Annotated in this window: 12 protein-coding genes and 2 tRNA genes; 11 read left to right on the plus strand and 3 right to left on the minus strand. The window is 70.6% G+C overall.

From position 1 onward, the window contains the following. The first annotated feature begins 66 nt into the window (after positions 1-66). From gnd to ACFV1J_RS07220, 10 genes are all read left to right on the plus strand, one after another. A complete protein-coding gene (gene gnd / locus ACFV1J_RS07175) occupies positions 67-945 on the plus strand; it encodes a phosphogluconate dehydrogenase (NAD(+)-dependent, decarboxylating) (RefSeq protein ID WP_385856241.1) in 879 nt (292 codons plus the stop codon). A 52-nt stretch (positions 946-997) separates the two neighbouring features. After that, positions 998-2,134, plus strand: a complete 1,137-nt coding sequence (gene recF / locus ACFV1J_RS07180; protein ID WP_385856242.1) for a DNA replication/repair protein RecF — start codon at positions 998-1,000, stop codon at positions 2,132-2,134. Continuing rightward, complete coding sequence (locus ACFV1J_RS07185; RefSeq protein ID WP_385856243.1) at positions 2,131-2,664, plus strand: DUF721 domain-containing protein; 534 nt, start codon at positions 2,131-2,133, stop codon at positions 2,662-2,664. The genes recF and ACFV1J_RS07185 overlap by 4 nt, the downstream gene beginning before the upstream one ends. Positions 2,665-2,987: 323 nt before the next feature. Continuing rightward, positions 2,988-5,021, plus strand: coding sequence for a DNA topoisomerase (ATP-hydrolyzing) subunit B (gene gyrB, locus ACFV1J_RS07190; protein WP_385856244.1), 2,034 nt, complete (start codon positions 2,988-2,990; stop codon positions 5,019-5,021). A 50-nt stretch (positions 5,022-5,071) separates the two neighbouring features. Then, positions 5,072-7,666 carry a DNA gyrase subunit A gene (gyrA, locus tag ACFV1J_RS07195; RefSeq protein WP_385856245.1) on the plus strand — a complete coding sequence of 865 codons (2,595 nt, stop codon included), beginning with the start codon at positions 5,072-5,074 and terminating at the stop codon, positions 7,664-7,666. Positions 7,667-7,681: 15 nt separating this feature from the next. Beyond that, positions 7,682-8,377: a DUF3566 domain-containing protein gene (locus tag ACFV1J_RS07200; RefSeq protein ID WP_385856246.1), complete on the plus strand. Its 696-nt coding sequence runs from the start codon at positions 7,682-7,684 to the stop codon at positions 8,375-8,377. An 88-nt stretch (positions 8,378-8,465) separates the two neighbouring features. Continuing rightward, a tRNA-Ile gene (locus tag ACFV1J_RS07205) sits at positions 8,466-8,539 on the plus strand. 189 nt (positions 8,540-8,728) lie between these two features. Further along, entirely contained in the window at positions 8,729-8,863 is a 135-nt protein-coding gene (locus ACFV1J_RS07210; protein WP_003958712.1) for a DLW-39 family protein, read from the plus strand. 242 nt (positions 8,864-9,105) lie between these two features. After that, positions 9,106-11,043: a VWA domain-containing protein gene (locus ACFV1J_RS07215; protein ID WP_385856247.1), complete on the plus strand. Its 1,938-nt coding sequence runs from the start codon at positions 9,106-9,108 to the stop codon at positions 11,041-11,043. Between the two features lie 32 nt (positions 11,044-11,075). Continuing rightward, the gene (locus ACFV1J_RS07220) at positions 11,076-12,413 is read left to right on the plus strand and encodes a hypothetical protein (RefSeq protein WP_385856248.1); all 1,338 of its coding nucleotides are present in this window, start codon (positions 11,076-11,078) and stop codon (positions 12,411-12,413) included. A gap of 32 nt (positions 12,414-12,445) precedes the next feature. Here the strand turns inward: ACFV1J_RS07220 and ACFV1J_RS07225 are convergent, their stop codons facing one another. Both ACFV1J_RS07225 and ACFV1J_RS07230 read right to left on the minus strand, forming a co-directional pair. Next, on the minus strand, positions 12,446-13,825 hold the full coding sequence (locus tag ACFV1J_RS07225; protein WP_385856249.1) for a serine/threonine-protein kinase: 1,380 nt from the start codon (positions 13,823-13,825) through the stop codon (positions 12,446-12,448). Positions 13,826-13,866: 41 nt separating this feature from the next. Continuing rightward, entirely contained in the window at positions 13,867-14,415 is a 549-nt protein-coding gene (locus ACFV1J_RS07230) for a helix-turn-helix domain-containing protein (RefSeq protein ID WP_385856250.1), read from the minus strand. Between the two features lie 127 nt (positions 14,416-14,542). On the opposite strand from ACFV1J_RS07230, the gene ACFV1J_RS07235 reads away from it, so the two are divergent. After that, positions 14,543-14,615, plus strand: a tRNA-Ala gene (locus ACFV1J_RS07235). A gap of 183 nt (positions 14,616-14,798) precedes the next feature. Here ACFV1J_RS07235 and ACFV1J_RS07240 read toward each other — a convergent pair. Then, positions 14,799-15,512: a DUF5324 family protein gene (locus tag ACFV1J_RS07240; RefSeq protein ID WP_385856251.1), complete on the minus strand. Its 714-nt coding sequence runs from the start codon at positions 15,510-15,512 to the stop codon at positions 14,799-14,801. Between the last annotated feature and the right edge of the window lie 184 nt (positions 15,513-15,696).

A 15,696-nucleotide genomic window follows, 5' to 3' on the forward strand; every position in this document is an offset into this window, starting at 1 on the left:
GGACCTGCGGGCGTAGGCTCGGACTCGGGTACGAACAGCAACGACTACGTGCAAAGAGGGTCTCTGATGGAGCTCGGTCTCGTCGGTCTCGGCAAGATGGGCGGCAACATGCGCGAGCGCATCCGCCGCGCCGGCCACACCGTCGTCGGATACGATCGCAACCCGGACCTGGCGGATGTGAACAGCCTCCAGGAGCTTGTGGACAAGCTGAAGGGTCCGCGGGTGGTCTGGGTCATGGTGCCGGCCGGCGCCGCCACCCAGTCCACGATCGACGAGCTGGCCGAGCTGCTCTCGCCGGGCGACATCGTCGTGGACGGCGGCAACTCCCGCTGGACCGACGACGAGAAGCACGCCGAGGAGCTCAAGGCCAAGGGCATCGGCTTCGTCGACTGCGGCGTCTCCGGCGGCGTCTGGGGCCTGGAGAACGGCTACGCGCTGATGTACGGCGGCGACAAGGACGACGTCGCCAAGGTGCAGCCGATCTTCGACGCCCTCAAGCCGGAGGGCGAGTTCGGCGCGGTGCACGCCGGCAAGGTCGGCGCCGGCCACTTCGCGAAGATGGTCCACAACGGCATCGAGTACGCGATGATGCAGGCCTTCGCCGAGGGCTGGGAGCTGCTGGAGAAGGTCGACTCCGTCACGGACGTGCGCGAGGTCTTCCGCTCCTGGCAGGAGGGCACGGTCATCCGCTCCTGGCTGCTCGACCTGGCCGTCAACGCCCTCGACGACGACGAGCACCTGGACAAGCTGCGTGGTTATGCACAGGACTCCGGCGAGGGCCGGTGGACTGTGGAAGCCGCCATCGACAACGCCGTACCGCTGCCCGCGATCACGGCCTCGCTCTTCGCCCGCTTCGCGTCCCGCCAGGACGACTCCCCGCAGATGAAGATGATCGCCGCGCTGCGCAACCAGTTCGGCGGCCACGCGGTCGAGAGCAAGAAGTAACCACCAGCAGTACTCGCACCACCACGCAGCCGGGGGAGGTCGGCGCACCGCCATGCACGTGACGCATCTGTCGCTCGCCGACTTCCGCTCGTACGCCCGGGTCGAGGTCCCGCTCGATCCGGGCGTCACGGCGTTCGTGGGCCCCAACGGGCAGGGCAAGACCAATCTCGTCGAGGCGGTCGGCTATCTGGCCACGCTCGGCAGCCACCGGGTCTCCTCGGACGCGCCGCTGGTGCGGATGGGCGCCGAGCGGGCGATCATCCGGGCCGCCGTGACCCAGGGCGAGCGACAGCAGCTGATCGAGCTGGAGCTGAATCCCGGCAAGGCCAATCGCGCCCGTATCAACAGATCCTCGCAGGTCAGACCTCGCGATGTGCTGGGCATCGTACGGACGGTGCTGTTCGCGCCGGAGGACCTGGCCCTGGTCAAGGGCGACCCCGGCGAGCGCCGGCGGTTCCTGGACGAGCTGATCACCGCGCGCTCCCCCCGGATGGCCGGGGTACGCGCCGACTACGACCGCGTCCTCAAGCAGCGCAACACCCTGCTGAAGACCGCCGCCTTGGCGCGGCGGCACGGCGGGCGGCAGATGGACCTCTCGACGCTGGACGTGTGGGACCAGCATCTGGCCCGGGCCGGCGCCGAACTGCTGGCACAGCGCCTCGACCTGATCGCCGCGCTGCAGCCGCTCGCGGACAAGGCGTACGAGCAACTGGCCCCGGGCGGCGGCCCGTTGGCGCTGGAGTACCGCCCCTCGTCGGGCGAGGCGACGGCCGGTGCGATGTCCCGCGAGGAGCTGTACGGCGTGCTGCTGGCCGCGCTCGGCGAGGCCCGCAAGCAGGAGATCGAGCGCGGGGTGACGCTGGTCGGCCCGCACCGCGACGACCTGGTGCTGAAGCTCGGCCAGCTGCCGGCCAAGGGCTACGCCAGCCACGGCGAGTCCTGGTCGTACGCGCTGGCGCTGCGGCTGGCCTCGTACGACCTGCTGCGCGCCGAGGGCAATGAACCGGTGCTGGTCCTGGACGACGTCTTCGCCGAGCTGGACGCACGGCGCCGGGAGCGGCTGGCGGAGCTGGTGGCCCCGGGCGAGCAGGTGCTGGTGACGGCGGCGGTCGACGACGACGTGCCCGGCGTGCTGACCGGGGCGCGCTACGCGGTCGCCGAGGGCACCGTCGAGAAGGTGACCCCGTGAGCGAGCAGCAGTCCGACCGGCCCAAGCCCCCGGAGCTGTCCGGGGTGGACCTGGCCCGGCAGGCGCTGGTGGCCGCCAAGGAGGCGGCGCGTGCGCGGGGCGCGGCCGCGCAGCAGAAGAAGCAGGCCCGGCGCGGCGGCCTGCGCTCCGGCGCGCGGGCGGACGGCCGCGATCCGCTGCCGCTCGGTGCGGCGATCAACCGGCTGATCACGGAGCGCGGCTGGGAGACCCCGGCCGCGGTCGGCGGGGTGATGGGCCGCTGGCCGCAGCTGGTCGGCCCCGAGGTGGCACAGCACTGCGAGCCGCAGCGCTACGACGAGGACGCCCGGGTGCTGACCGTGCAGTGCGACTCCACGGCGTGGGCGACCCAGCTGCGGTTGCTGGCCCCGCAGCTGGTGGCCCGGCTCAATGAGGACCTGGGCCACGGCACGGTCAAGATGATCAAGGTGCTGGGTCCGGGCGGCCCCGCCCGCCGGTACGGAGCGCTGCGCGCGCCCGGCAGCAAGGGCCCCGGCGACACCTACGGATAGGCCGCAGGACACCGGTGAACCACTGGGGTGGATGAGACTCCGCTCACGGTAGCCGCCGGTTGACAGCCGGAAGCGCTGAGTGCCCGTTTGAGCGTCCTGGGGCCCCGTCTCGGATATGGGGAGTCGGCGGACGGCGGTTCAGGGCGGCACATGACGACTCAGGTACCTGCAAACCCCCATGAGTGTCAGCGCCACCGGTACACTGGTAGCAATCCCGCCCACTCGCGGAACATGTCGAACGACGCAGCCGCTCCCGCCTGTATTTCCCGGGGTGACCCGCACAGGCGCGGAAGGGGCTTGTGCTGTGCCAGAAAGGGCGCTTCGTGGCCGACTCCGGCGACCTCAACGAGAACAACACGGCTTCTACCGAAGAGGAGGGGGTTCCGGCCGGCGCCATGGGCGACTCCTCGGAGGAGAAGTCGTACGACGCCAGCGCGATCACCGTCCTCGAGGGCCTGGACGCGGTCCGTAAGCGCCCTGGCATGTACATCGGATCGACGGGCGAGCGCGGTCTGCACCACCTCGTGCAGGAGGTCGTCGACAACTCCGTCGACGAGGCGCTGGCCGGCTACGCCGACACCATCGACGTGACGATCCTGGCCGACGGCGGTGTCCGCGTCGTCGACAACGGCCGCGGTATCCCCGTCGGCATCGTGCCGTCCGAGAACAAGCCGGCCGTCGAGGTCGTGCTGACCGTGCTGCACGCCGGCGGGAAGTTCGGCGGCGGCGGCTACGCGGTCTCCGGTGGTCTGCACGGCGTGGGTGTGTCCGTGGTGAACGCCCTGTCGACCCGCGTCGCGGTCGAGATCCACACGGACGGCTACCGCTGGACCCAGGAGTACAAGCAGGGCGTGCCCACCGCCCCGCTGGCCCAGCACGAGGCGACCGACAAGCACGGCACCTCGGTCACGTTCTGGGCCGACGGCGAGATCTTCGAGACCACCACCTACAGCTTCGAGACGCTGTCCCGGCGCTTCCAGGAGATGGCGTTCCTCAACAAGGGGCTGACCATCTCGCTCAAGGACGAGCGCCCGGACCACGTGGACGAGGACGGCCAGCCGCTCTCGGTGCGGTACCACTACGAGGGCGGCATCGTCGACTTCGTGAAGTACCTCAACTCCCGCAAGGGCGAGCTGGTCCACCCGACGGTCATCTCGCTGGAGGCCGAGGACAAGGAGCGGATGCTCTCCCTCGACCTCGCGATGCAGTGGAACACCCAGTACAGCGAGGGTGTTTACAGCTTCGCGAACATCATCCACACCCACGAGGGCGGTACCCACGAGGAGGGCTTCCGCGCCGCGCTGACGGGTCTGATCAACCGCTACGCGCGCGAGAAGAAGCTGCTCCGCGAGAAGGACGACAACCTCACGGGCGAGGACATCCGCGAGGGTCTGACGGCGATCATCTCGGTCAAGCTCTCCGAGCCGCAGTTCGAGGGCCAGACCAAGACCAAGCTGGGCAACACCGAGGTCAAGACCTTCGTCCAGAAGGTGGTCCACGAGCACCTCAACGACTGGCTGGACCGCAACCCCAACGAGGCCGCGGACATCGTCCGCAAGGGCATCCAGGCGGCGACCGCCCGCGTGGCCGCCCGTAAGGCGCGCGATCTGACCCGCCGCAAGGGCCTGTTGGAGACCGCGTCGCTGCCCGGCAAGCTGAGCGACTGCCAGTCCAACGACCCGACCAAGTGCGAGATCTTCATCGTCGAGGGTGACTCCGCCGGCGGCTCGGCCAAGTCCGGCCGGAACCCGGAGTACCAGGCGATCCTGCCGATCCGCGGCAAGATCCTCAACGTCGAGAAGGCCAGGGTCGACAAGATCCTGCAGAACAACGAGGTCCAGGCGCTGATCTCGGCCTTCGGCACGGGCGTGCACGAGGACTTCGACATCAGCAAGCTCCGCTACCACAAGATCATCTTGATGGCGGACGCCGACGTCGACGGCCAGCACATCAACACCCTGCTGCTGACCTTCCTGTTCCGCTTCATGCGCCCGCTGGTCGAGGCCGGTCACGTCTACCTCTCCCGCCCGCCGCTGTACAAGATCAAGTGGGGCCGGGACGACTTCGAGTACGCCTACTCCGACTCGGAGCGGGACGCACTGGTCGAGCTCGGCAAGCAGAACGGCAAGCGGATCCGTGAGGACTCGATCCAGCGGTTCAAGGGTCTCGGCGAGATGAACGCCGAGGAGCTGCGGGTGACGACCATGGACATCGACCACCGTGTGCTCGGCCAGGTGTCGCTGGACGACGCGGCCCGCGCCGACGACCTGTTCTCGGTGCTGATGGGCGAGGACGTCGAGGCACGCCGCTCGTTCATCCAGCGCAACGCCAAGGACGTCCGCTTCCTCGACATCTGAGCCCTGTCGGCCCTTCCAACAGCCGCAGCTCGAAAGGACTTTGAACCACCATGGCCGACGAGAATCCCCCTGTGACCCCGGACGGCGTGACCGCCGAGGGCGCGCCCGCCGCCATCGAAGGCGTCGGGATGCGCGTCGAGCCCGTCGGGCTCGAGACGGAGATGCAGCGCTCCTACCTCGACTACGCGATGTCCGTCATCGTCTCGCGTGCGCTGCCGGACGTCCGGGACGGCCTCAAGCCCGTCCACCGCCGCGTCCTGTACGCGATGTACGACGGCGGGTACCGCCCCGAGAAGGGCTTCTACAAGTGCGCCCGCGTCGTCGGCGACGTCATGGGTACGTACCACCCGCACGGCGACACGTCGATCTACGACGCGCTGGTGCGTCTGGCGCAGCCGTGGTCGATGCGGATGCCGCTGGTCGACTCCAACGGCAACTTCGGCTCGCCGGGTAACGACCCGGCCGCGGCCATGCGGTACACCGAGTGCAAGATGGCGCCGCTGTCGATGGAGATGCTCCGGGACATCGACGAGGAGACCGTCGACTTCCAGGACAACTACGACGGCCGCAACCAGGAGCCGACGGTCCTGCCGTCCCGCTTCCCCAACCTGCTGATCAACGGCTCGGCCGGTATCGCGGTCGGTATGGCCACGAACATCCCGCCGCACAACCTCCGCGAGGTCGCCGCCGGTGCCCAGTGGGCTCTGGAGCACCCCGAGGCCTCCCACGAGGAGCTGCTGGACGCGCTGATCGAGCGGGTCAAGGGCCCGGACTTCCCCACCGGCGCGCTGGTGGTGGGCCGCAAGGGCATCGAGGAGGCCTACCGCACCGGCCGCGGCTCGATCACCATGCGCGCGGTCGTCGAGGTCGAGGAGATCCAGAACCGCCAGTGCCTGGTGGTCACCGAGCTGCCCTACCAGGTCAACCCGGACAACCTCGCCCAGAAGATCGCCGACCTGGTGAAGGACGGCAAGATCGGCGGCATCGCGGACGTCCGCGACGAGACCTCCTCGCGCACCGGCCAGCGCCTGGTGATCGTCCTCAAGCGGGACGCGGTGGCCAAGGTCGTCCTCAACAACCTCTACAAGCACACCGATCTGCAGACCAACTTCGGTGCGAACATGCTCGCCCTGGTGGACGGCGTGCCGCGCACGCTCTCCCTGGACGCGTTCATCCGCAACTGGGTCACGCACCAGGTCGAGGTCATCGTCCGCCGGACGAAGTTCCGGCTGCGCAAGGCCGAGGAGCGGGCGCACATCCTGCGCGGTCTGCTCAAGGCCCTGGACGCCATCGACGAGGTCATCGCGCTGATCCGGCGCAGTGACACGGTCGACGTCGCGCGCGAGGGCCTGATGGGCCTGCTGGAGATCGACGAGATCCAGGCCAACGCGATCCTGGAGATGCAGCTGCGCCGGCTGGCCGCCCTGGAGCGCCAGAAGATCACCGCCGAGCACGACGAGCTGCAGCGCAAGATCAGCGAGTACAACCAGATCCTGGCCTCCCCCGAGCGGCAGCGCCAGATCATCAGCGAGGAACTCGCCGCCATCGTCGAGAAGTACGGCGACGACCGGCGCTCCAAGCTGGTGCCCTTCGAGGGCGACATGTCCATCGAGGACCTGATCGCCGAGGAGGACATCGTCGTCACGATCACCCGTGGCGGCTATGTGAAGCGCACCAAGACGGACGACTACCGCTCGCAGAAGCGCGGCGGCAAGGGCGTCCGGGGCACGAAGCTCAAGGAAGACGACATCGTCGACCACTTCTTCGTCTCCACCACGCACCACTGGCTGCTGTTCTTCACCAACAAGGGCCGGGTCTACCGCGCCAAGGCCTACGAGCTGCCGGACGCCGGGCGCGACGCCCGCGGCCAGCACGTGGCCAACCTGCTGGCCTTCCAGCCGGACGAGCAGATCGCGCAGATCCTGGCGATCCGCGACTACGAGGCCACGCCGTATCTGGTGCTCGCCACGAAGGCCGGCCTGGTGAAGAAGACGCCGCTCAAGGACTACGACTCGCCGCGGTCCGGTGGTGTCATCGCGATCAACCTGCGCGAGCAGGCGGACGGCTCGGACGACGAGCTGATCGGCGCCGAGCTGGTCTCGGAGACCGACGACCTGCTGCTGATCAGCAAGAAGGCCCAGTCGATCCGCTTCACCGCGTCCGACGACGCGCTGCGGCCGATGGGCCGGGCGACCTCCGGTGTGAAGGGCATGAGCTTCCGCGAGGGCGACGAGCTGCTCTCGATGAACGTGGTCCGCGCGAACACCTACGTCTTCACGGCCACGGACGGCGGCTACGCCAAGCGCACCGCGGTCGACGAGTACCGCGTCCAGGGCCGCGGCGGTCTGGGCATCAAGGCCGCCAAGATCGTCGAGGACCGGGGTTCGCTGGTCGGCGCGCTGGTCGTCGAGGAGACCGATGAGATCCTGGCCATCACGCTCAGCGGTGGCGTGATCCGCACGCGGGTCAACGAAGTCCGGGAGACCGGCCGTGACACCATGGGCGTCCAACTGATCAACCTGGGCAAGCGCGATGCCGTCGTGGGTATCGCACGGAACGCCGAGGCCGGCCGGGAAGCCGAAGAGGTCGACGGGGAAGAGCCCGGGACCGAGGCGGCAGAGGAGACCGAGCCCGCGGCGGAGTAGCACGAGGAGTAGGTCATGAGTGGAGCCACGGGCGCTGCGGCGGGTGGACCGGGAGTCAGGAAGGACTCCCCGTCGGGACCCGCGCAGGAGGACAGCGCCCGTGGCTCCGCCGTTTCTGCCGACGGCCCCCGACACGAGGGCGCACACCAAAGGGGACCCGTGAGCGACACCCGCCAGCCACAGCCACAACCGCAGCCCGGGCCGCAGGATCCGGCCGCGCGGGCCGCAGAGGGCCCACAGGCGCCGTACCAGCCGCCCCAGGCGTATGCCACCGCCGGTGGGGCGGGCGGTGGCGCCCAGGCGGTCCGCAAGCCCCGTACGGGCGCCGCCACGGCCCCGCGGACGCGCAAGGCCCGGCTGCGGGTCGCGCGCGCCGATCCCTGGTCGGTGATGAAGGTCAGCTTCCTGCTCTCCATCGCGCTGGGCATCTGCACGGTCGTGGCCGTCTCGGTGCTGTGGATGGTCATGAACGCGATGGGCGTCTTCTCCACGGTCGGCGGGACGATCAGTGAGGCCACCGGCTCCGGTGACGGCGGCGGCTTCGATCTGCAGTCGTTCCTGTCGCTGCCGCGGGTGCTGCTGTTCACCGGGATCATCGCGGTGATCGACGTGGTGCTGGCGACCGCGCTGGCCACCCTCGGTGCCTTCATCTACAACCTCTCCGCCGGGTTCGTCGGGGGCGTGGAGCTGACCCTCGCCGAGGACGAATGAGGGCCGGCCGGGAGGGCGTCCGGGAGGCTTCCGGAACCGATTTTGGGAACGCCTCTGAAGTGCGCTAATCTTTCGGTGCAGCGAACGCGCGGCTATAGCTCAGACGGTTAGAGCGCTTCCCTGATAAGGAAGAGGCCCCAGGTTCAAGTCCTGGTAGCCGCACTGCACCATCGGCCCGGCCGGGGAACTCCCCGCCGGGCCGATTCGTTGTTCCGGTGCGGAAGTTGGCTCGCGGCGGGCGCCCACGAACGAGGTGTTGCCGACTGCGAGCTAGGTAACCGATCGGTATCGGCCGGTGTGTATCATCGGCCGACATAGGTCCCCTACGTCAACGAAAGACGAGGTCGCGCGGTGAAGAAGCTTCTCCTGGTCGCACTGGCCGCCATCGGCGGGCTCCTCGTGTACCGCCAGATCCAGGCGGATCGCGCCGAGCAGGATCTGTGGACGGAGGCGACCGACTCCGTGCCCGCAGGTTCGGGTGTCTGAGACCCACCTACGTACAGCAAGTTCGTACGAACCCCGATTGCCCGGTGGCAGTCGGGGTTTCGTATGTCCGGGGGCGGGCGGGGCGGTGTGCGGTGGTGGGCCGGGGAGGGGGCCGGTGTGGCTGATTGTCGTTGCGGGACTGTGACGGTGATCCTCTTGAGTTTGCTATAGCACACCATTAGCTTGCATAAGCAAAGTTTCTGTCTGTGATGTGACCAGCAGGACTCAGGGGGAATCAAGGCATGGCACACCGACCACGCAGAGGGGCGGTGGCGTTGCTCGGCGGCCTGGTGCTGGCCCTGGCCGCCGTGGCCACACCGTTTCAGGCCACCGCGGCGGGGACAGCGAAGGCGGCGCCGGCCGCCGCGGGCAGCGGCATGGTGATGGTGCTCGACTCCTCCGGCTCGATGGGCGGGAGCGACGGCGCCGGAAGCACCAGGATCGCCGCCGCCCGTAAGGCCGTGGGCACCGTCGTGGACGCCCTGCCCGACGGCTATCCGACCGGTCTGCGGGTCTACGGCGCCGACAAGGCCAAGGGTTGCGACGACACCCGGCTCGTCCAGCCGGTCGGCGCGCTCGACCGGGCGGGGCTGAAGCGGGCCGTCGCGGGCGTCCGGCCGAAGGGCGACACCCCCATCGGGCTGTCGCTGCGCAAGGCGGCCGATGACCTTCCCCGGCCGGCCGGCGGCTCGGTCGGCAAGCGGACGATCCTGCTGATCTCCGACGGCGAGGACAACTGCCAGGCACCGCCGCCGTGCAAGGTCGCCGCCCAACTCGCCGCGTCCGGCGTCGATCTGCACATCGACGCCATCGGCTTCCAGGTGGCCGGCAAGGCCCGCGCACAGCTGGAATGCATCGCCAAGGCCGGCAACGGCCGCTATTACGACGCCCCGGACGCCCGGGCGCTCGCCCGCCAGCTCCAGCGCGCCGGTCAACTCTCCGCGGAGGGCTACCGGTTCAAGGGGAAGCAGGTCCGCGGCACGGCGACGAAGAGCGGTGCCCCGCACGTCGCCCCCGGCCAGTACCTGGACTCCATCGGGCCCAACGAGGAGCGCTACTACGCGGTCGATCTGGACGCCGCGTCGACGGTCGACTTCTCGGCGACCGTGGTGCCGCAGTCCGGGGCCACCGTCGGCCTGCTCGACACCCTGGGCACCCGGATCGCGTACGGCACCGACAGCGCCTGTGAGTCCAGCACCGCGATGTTCGGGCAGTCGGAGGGCGCCACACCGCTGACGTCCGGTGTCAGCCGGGTCCCCTCGCAGACCGGCACCGGGACCTGCGACAAGGCGGGCCGGTACTGGCTGGTCGTCGAGCGCAAGGCTGCCGAAGGCTCGGACGCCGCGCGCTGGCCGATGGAGCTGACGTTTCACGTGGAACCACGGCTGACGAAGGGCGTCACCCCCGCACAGTCGGAGCCCGAGTACGGCGCGGGTGGCAAGGACGCGACCCTACCCACCACCGCGCCCCGGAACGTCACCGGCGGCACCGGCTTCAACGACGCGCGCACCCTGCGCCCGGGCGTCTGGCGGGACAGGATCCTTCCGGCGCAGACCCTTTGGTACAAGGTGCCGGTCGGCTGGGGCCAGCAGCTGCGTTACGACGTGGAGTTCGCCAACGAGCCGACGGTCAGGGGGCACAGCGGCACCACGTCCTTCGGCGGCACCCAGGTCTACACGCCGTTCCGCACCCCGGTCGGCAGCGGAACCGGTGAGTTCGATCCCTTGGTGCCGTACGACGGGCGGCCGGCCGCGCTCGCGATGGGCACGGTCCCGGTCGCCTGGACCAACCGCTACGAGGGCCACCCCAACGTCATTCCCGTGCACCAGAAGGGCGACTTCTACCTCGCCGTGACGCTGGGCGCCAAGGCCGCCGAGATCGCCGAGAATCCGCGTATCGGGGTGGTGCTGCGGGTCGGTGTGCTGGGCAAGGAGAAGTCCGGCCCCGAGGCCGGCGCGGCCACGGTCACCGGTGCTGTCTCCGGGCGAACTCCCGGGGCCCGGACGGACGGTGCGTCACAGGACGGTGGAGGATGGTCCACAGCACGCGTGGTGGCCGTGGCCGTCGGTGCGGTGGGGGTCCTGATGCTGGCCGGTCTGGCACTGGCCTACGTACGGGCCCGCCGGAAGGCGGCGGCCGACGGCGGGAATTCGGAAGCGATGAGGGGTGGCTCGTGGTGACCGGACGCACGGCGAGGCGGACCGTGTTTCACGTGAAACATGACGGACGGGCGGTCGCCGCGCTGGCGGCGCTGGCCGCGGTGGCCGCACTGCCCGGGACGGTGGGCGTGGCCTCGGCCGAGACCCTGCCCGGCTACCGGATGGCGGACGACGCCACGGCGGTCAACGGCACCGCCAGCAGGGCGGATGCCCCCGCGCTCAAGCCCGGGCTGCACACCGACACCATCCGGCGCGGCCAGCAGAAGTACTACGCGGTCACCCTCGACGCCACGACCAACGCCTACTTCTCGGCGGTCGCCGCGCCCCGGCCCGGCACCAAGATCGAGGACTACAAGGACCAGTTCACCATCAGCGTCCAGGACAGCAGTGGCCAGCCCTGCGGCACGGATGCCACCCCGTCCTTCCACGGCGGCGGAATGGCCTATCCGATCGCCGACTACGCCACCCGCCGCATCGGCAGCGACCGCACGCAGTGCCAGAAGCCCGGGCCGTACTTCGTCGTCCTCACCCGGGAGGGATCCGAGACCTCCGGGCCCGACGCCTGGCCGGTCGAGCTGGATTACGTGCAGGAGCCCCCGCTGAAGGGCAGCACCCCCGCCCGTCCCGTGCCGGGCACCTGGTCCACCGCCACGCCCGCCCCGCGTACCGACGCCACCAAGCGCCGGGCCAAGGGCGGCACCGGCTTCAACGACGCGGGATCGCTCGCCAGCGGTGTGTGGAAGGACCACATCGAGCCGGGCGAGACCCGCTTCTACCGCGTCCCGGTGGACTGGGGGCAGCGGCTCAACCTCAGCGCGGAGCTGCCCAACTCCACCACCGGCAAGACCCGCTTCCTCGCCAACGCCCTCGGGCTGAGCGTCTACAACCCGGCCCGCGGCGCGGTCGGCAACGACAGCTTCGTCGCGTACGACAACGGGGCCGCCGCGAAGAAGTACACCGCGCCCGTCGACTACGGCAACCGCTTCAACCCGACCGACGCGGTCAGCGCGATGCGCTTCGCCGGCTGGTACTACCTGGCAGTGAGCCTGAACCCCCGCACCGCACCGTACTTCCGCAAGGGCGCCGACCTCACGCTCCGGGTAGACGTCCGCCAGAAGCCCGAGCCCGGCCCCGAATACGCCTCCCCCGCCCAGGACTTCTCCGTCACGCCCGACGACCGGGAGGCGGCGCGGAACGGCCGCAACGCCCAGGAGGACGCGGCACCGGACCGCACCCTGATGACGGTCGGGTACGCCGGGATCGGCACGGGCGTGGTGCTGCTGACCGGGCTCGGGGCGTGGATGCTGGCGGCCCGGCGGTCCGCGGCGGCTCGTCCGCCCACCCAACGGACGCCGCAGGGCCAGCAGTTCAGGCCCCCGGGAGGCTGGTAGGCCGCGGCGGCCGGACGGGCGGGGCGCGGGCCTCAGGCCGAGAGCAGCGCCCAGACGCCGACCGCGATGCACAGCAGCGCCACGATCAGCACCGGGACCGCGACCTTCGGGGACGGTCCCGGCGCGCGGTGCGGGACGGGCGGCGCCACGGCCGGCGCGGCGACCGGCATACCGGCCGGCTGCTGCCCGGGGACCAGGTGGGGGCCCGCCGTGTAGGGACGGGTGGCGGCCGCCTCGGGGCGGACCGCGGCGGTCGGTTCGTACGCCGGCACCGGAGGCGGCGGGGGCGGCGCGGGGAGGGGCTGGGGCAGGGGAGCGGGCGTCGGCGGGGTGGTCGGCTCCGGCGGGGTGCGCGGTTCCGGCGGGGCGAGCGGGAAGCTGTCGGTGCCGGTGAGGGGAGCTCGCCCGGACGTCCCGGTGTCGGTGAAGGGGCCCTGCCCGGACGTCCCGATGTCGGTCAGGCGGTGCCCGGTCGTCCCGGTACCGGCCGTGGGGGGTCCGTCGGCCGGCGCGGACTCCTCCGACCCGGCGGTCAGCAGCGGTCCGTCCGGCCCGAACCCGGCCGGCAGCGGGCCGATGTGGTCGAAGACCTCGACGATCTCGTCCTCGACCGTGGACTCCGGCAGCAGCTCGACCACCGACAGGATCGCCTTGCGCGCACCCGTGGCCGTCTTGAACCGGGCGTCCGGGTTCGGGTGCACCAGGGACGCCAGCACCTGCCACAGCGGCTCCGGCACGCCCTCGGGCGCGTCCGGGATGCCGTCGACGAAGTGCCCGATCAGCGCCTCGGTATCCGGTTTGACGCCGGTGAGGAGGGTGAGGGCGACCAGCCCGACCGCGAACAGGTCGCCGGGGAAGTCCGGTTCGGCGCCCAGCAGCTGCTCCGGTGCGAAGTAACCGGGCGTGCCCACCACGTAGTTGGCCTCGGTGAGCCGCGGCTCGCCCTTGCGCATCGCTATACCGAAGTCCGACAGCCGCAGATGCGGGCGGCCGGTGCCGGTGGCCTCCAGCAGGATGTTCGCCGGCTTGATGTCGCGGTGCACCACGCCCTCCGCGTGCACCGCGGTCAGCCCGGCCAGCAGCTGGTCCAGCAGCGTGCACACGAACCGTGCCGGCAGGGGACCGTAATCGCCGGTCAGATGGGCCAGCGAGCCGCCGCTCACCAAATCCATGGTGAACAGCACCTTGTCGTCGTCCGCCGCCCAGCTCGCCGGGGCCAGCACATGCGGATGGTCGATCCGCATGGCCTGTTCGCGGACGAAGCGCAGCAGTGTGTGCGCGTCGCTCTGCTGGAGCACCTTCGCCGCAACATAGCGCCGCCGCCGGTGGTCCCAGGCGCGCCAGACCGCGCCCACCCCGCCGCGCCCGATCGGGTCGATCAGCTCGTACCGGCCGGCGAAGATCTCACCCATTGCGCCCCGTCCGCTTCCTGGACCCGCGAAGTCCCCTGTGGCTAACCCTGGTGCGCCTCGTAATGGGCGACCGCGTCCGCGGTGCGACCGGCACCGTAGACCCGGAGGAACTCTGCCAGTTCGGGGTGAGTGGGGGCGAGGGTGTTCGCCGCATCGATGATGTCCCCGGCGTCGGAGACGGAGCGCAGCAGCGACTGGATCTCGCGGACCACCCGGCGGACCGTGGTCGCCCCCGTCGACGACGTCTGCTGCGCGGTGTTGTTGAGCACCGAGCCGCCGGCCGTCTTCTTGATCTCCTCCATGCGGTCGGTGGCCTCGGCGGCGCTGACGCTGCCGTCCGCCACCAGGCCCGCCAGCTCCTGCAGCGCCTGGACCCGCTGCACGACGGCCGGGTTGCCTATCTTCGCCCGCTGCCCGCTCATCAGCTGGGAGAGCATCGGGGCCGAGAGCCCGAGTACAGCGGCGAGCCGGGCCTGGTTGAGACCGAGGTCGTCGATGAGTCGGCGGAACAGCGCGCCCAGAGGCTCCCCGTACCAACTGCGCTGCAGCTCCCGGGCCCGCGCGCTGGCTTCCTGCTGTGCTGCGTCCATACCGTCTCCCCTGTCTCCCCGATCGCTTCGCTGCCGCGAATCTCGCGAAGCATCCTACGGAGAGCGACGGTGTGCGGCGATACCCGGTCGGGAAAGCGCCCGGACACCGGGTACCCTGGTGCGCGAAGGGGCCTTAGCTCAGTTGGTAGAGCGCTGTCTTTGCATGGCAGATGTCAGGGGTTCGACTCCCCTAGGCTCCACTCCCCAAGCCCTTCCGGTCGGCGTCACCGCTGGTCAGAAGGGCTTTTTGCAGCCCTGCGGACTGACGGGCCATCACCGCGGTCGCGCGCGGGGCCGGCGCGGCCCGGCAAGGGAACGGGCCGCGCCCGCCGCCCCGCGAAAGGGGTGGGGACGCGGCCCGGTGCGCTGCGGGCGGTCCGGCGTCAGGCCGTGCTGCCACCGCCGCGCTCATCGGCCTCTTCCTGCTTGGCCTGGACCTCGGGATCGAGCGCGGCACCCTCGCTGCCGTCGACCGCGCTCAGCCGGCCGCGTTCGCCGACCTCGGTGGGGGCCGGCGGCTCGACCAGCCAGTCCGGGTTGGCCTGCTTGTCCCACCACTTCCAGGCGACGACCGCACCGGCGGCCAGGACGCCCAGCACGGCGAAGCGCTTGACGGTCTTGCCCCGCCGGGCGCGGCGGCTGTGCTTCTTCTGGAGCTTGGCGATCTCCTTGGCGGTCACCTGGCCGCGCAGCGCGGCGAGTGCGGCGGTACCGCGGGCCACGGCTTCCTCGCGTACCGGATCGGCCGCTGCGCGGGCACTGCTCACGGCGTGCTCCAGCCGGGGTGCGGTGTACTCGGCAGCCTGGCGGGCCGCCTTGCGGGTCCGGCGCGCCGCCCGGTTGGCCGCCGCGTCCACCTTCGGCGGCAGGGCGCCGCGGGCGTGCTCGATACGCGGGTGCAGATGGGCGTCGTACTGCACACGGGCCTGATGGGCGGCCTCGGCCACCTTGGGGGCCATGCGCGTACGGGCCTCGTGCGCATAGTGCACGGCGGCGTCCTTGGCCGTACCGGCATACGGAGCCACCGCCTCCGCGGCGTGCCGCACGCTGTCCTTGGCCGTATGGGTCGCGGTGCGCACGCTGTCCTTGCGGGTCACGGGTTCCTCCTCCTCGGTGGCGTGTCCGGGGGCTCAGGGGTTCGGTTCCCCTTGTCTGCTATGTCGCCTGTCCACCCGTTGCAAGATCATGCCCGTTGCCGCGTCATCCGGCATGTGCAAGCAGGCATACGGGTCAATACCGGACACTTCCGTGCTCTGTGGACGACGATGCCACGCTTTGCCG

Origin of the sequence: Streptomyces sp. NPDC059649 (assembly GCF_042734445.1) — a bacterium.
Classification (GTDB): Bacteria; Actinomycetota; Actinomycetes; order Streptomycetales; family Streptomycetaceae; genus Streptomyces.

Coding starts and splice junctions, on each gene's coding strand:
- recF (WP_385856242.1), top strand. CDS start 998: ATGCACGTGACGCATCTGTCGCTCGCCGACTTCCGCTCGTACGCCCGG.
- ACFV1J_RS07225 (WP_385856249.1), bottom strand. CDS start 13,825: ATGGGTGAGATCTTCGCCGGCCGGTACGAGCTGATCGACCCGATCGGG.
- gnd (WP_385856241.1), top strand. CDS start 67: ATGGAGCTCGGTCTCGTCGGTCTCGGCAAGATGGGCGGCAACATGCGC.
- ACFV1J_RS07230 (WP_385856250.1), bottom strand. CDS start 14,415: ATGGACGCAGCACAGCAGGAAGCCAGCGCGCGGGCCCGGGAGCTGCAG.
- ACFV1J_RS07215 (WP_385856247.1), top strand. CDS start 9,106: ATGGCACACCGACCACGCAGAGGGGCGGTGGCGTTGCTCGGCGGCCTG.
- ACFV1J_RS07200 (WP_385856246.1), top strand. CDS start 7,682: ATGAGTGGAGCCACGGGCGCTGCGGCGGGTGGACCGGGAGTCAGGAAG.
- gyrA (WP_385856245.1), top strand. CDS start 5,072: ATGGCCGACGAGAATCCCCCTGTGACCCCGGACGGCGTGACCGCCGAG.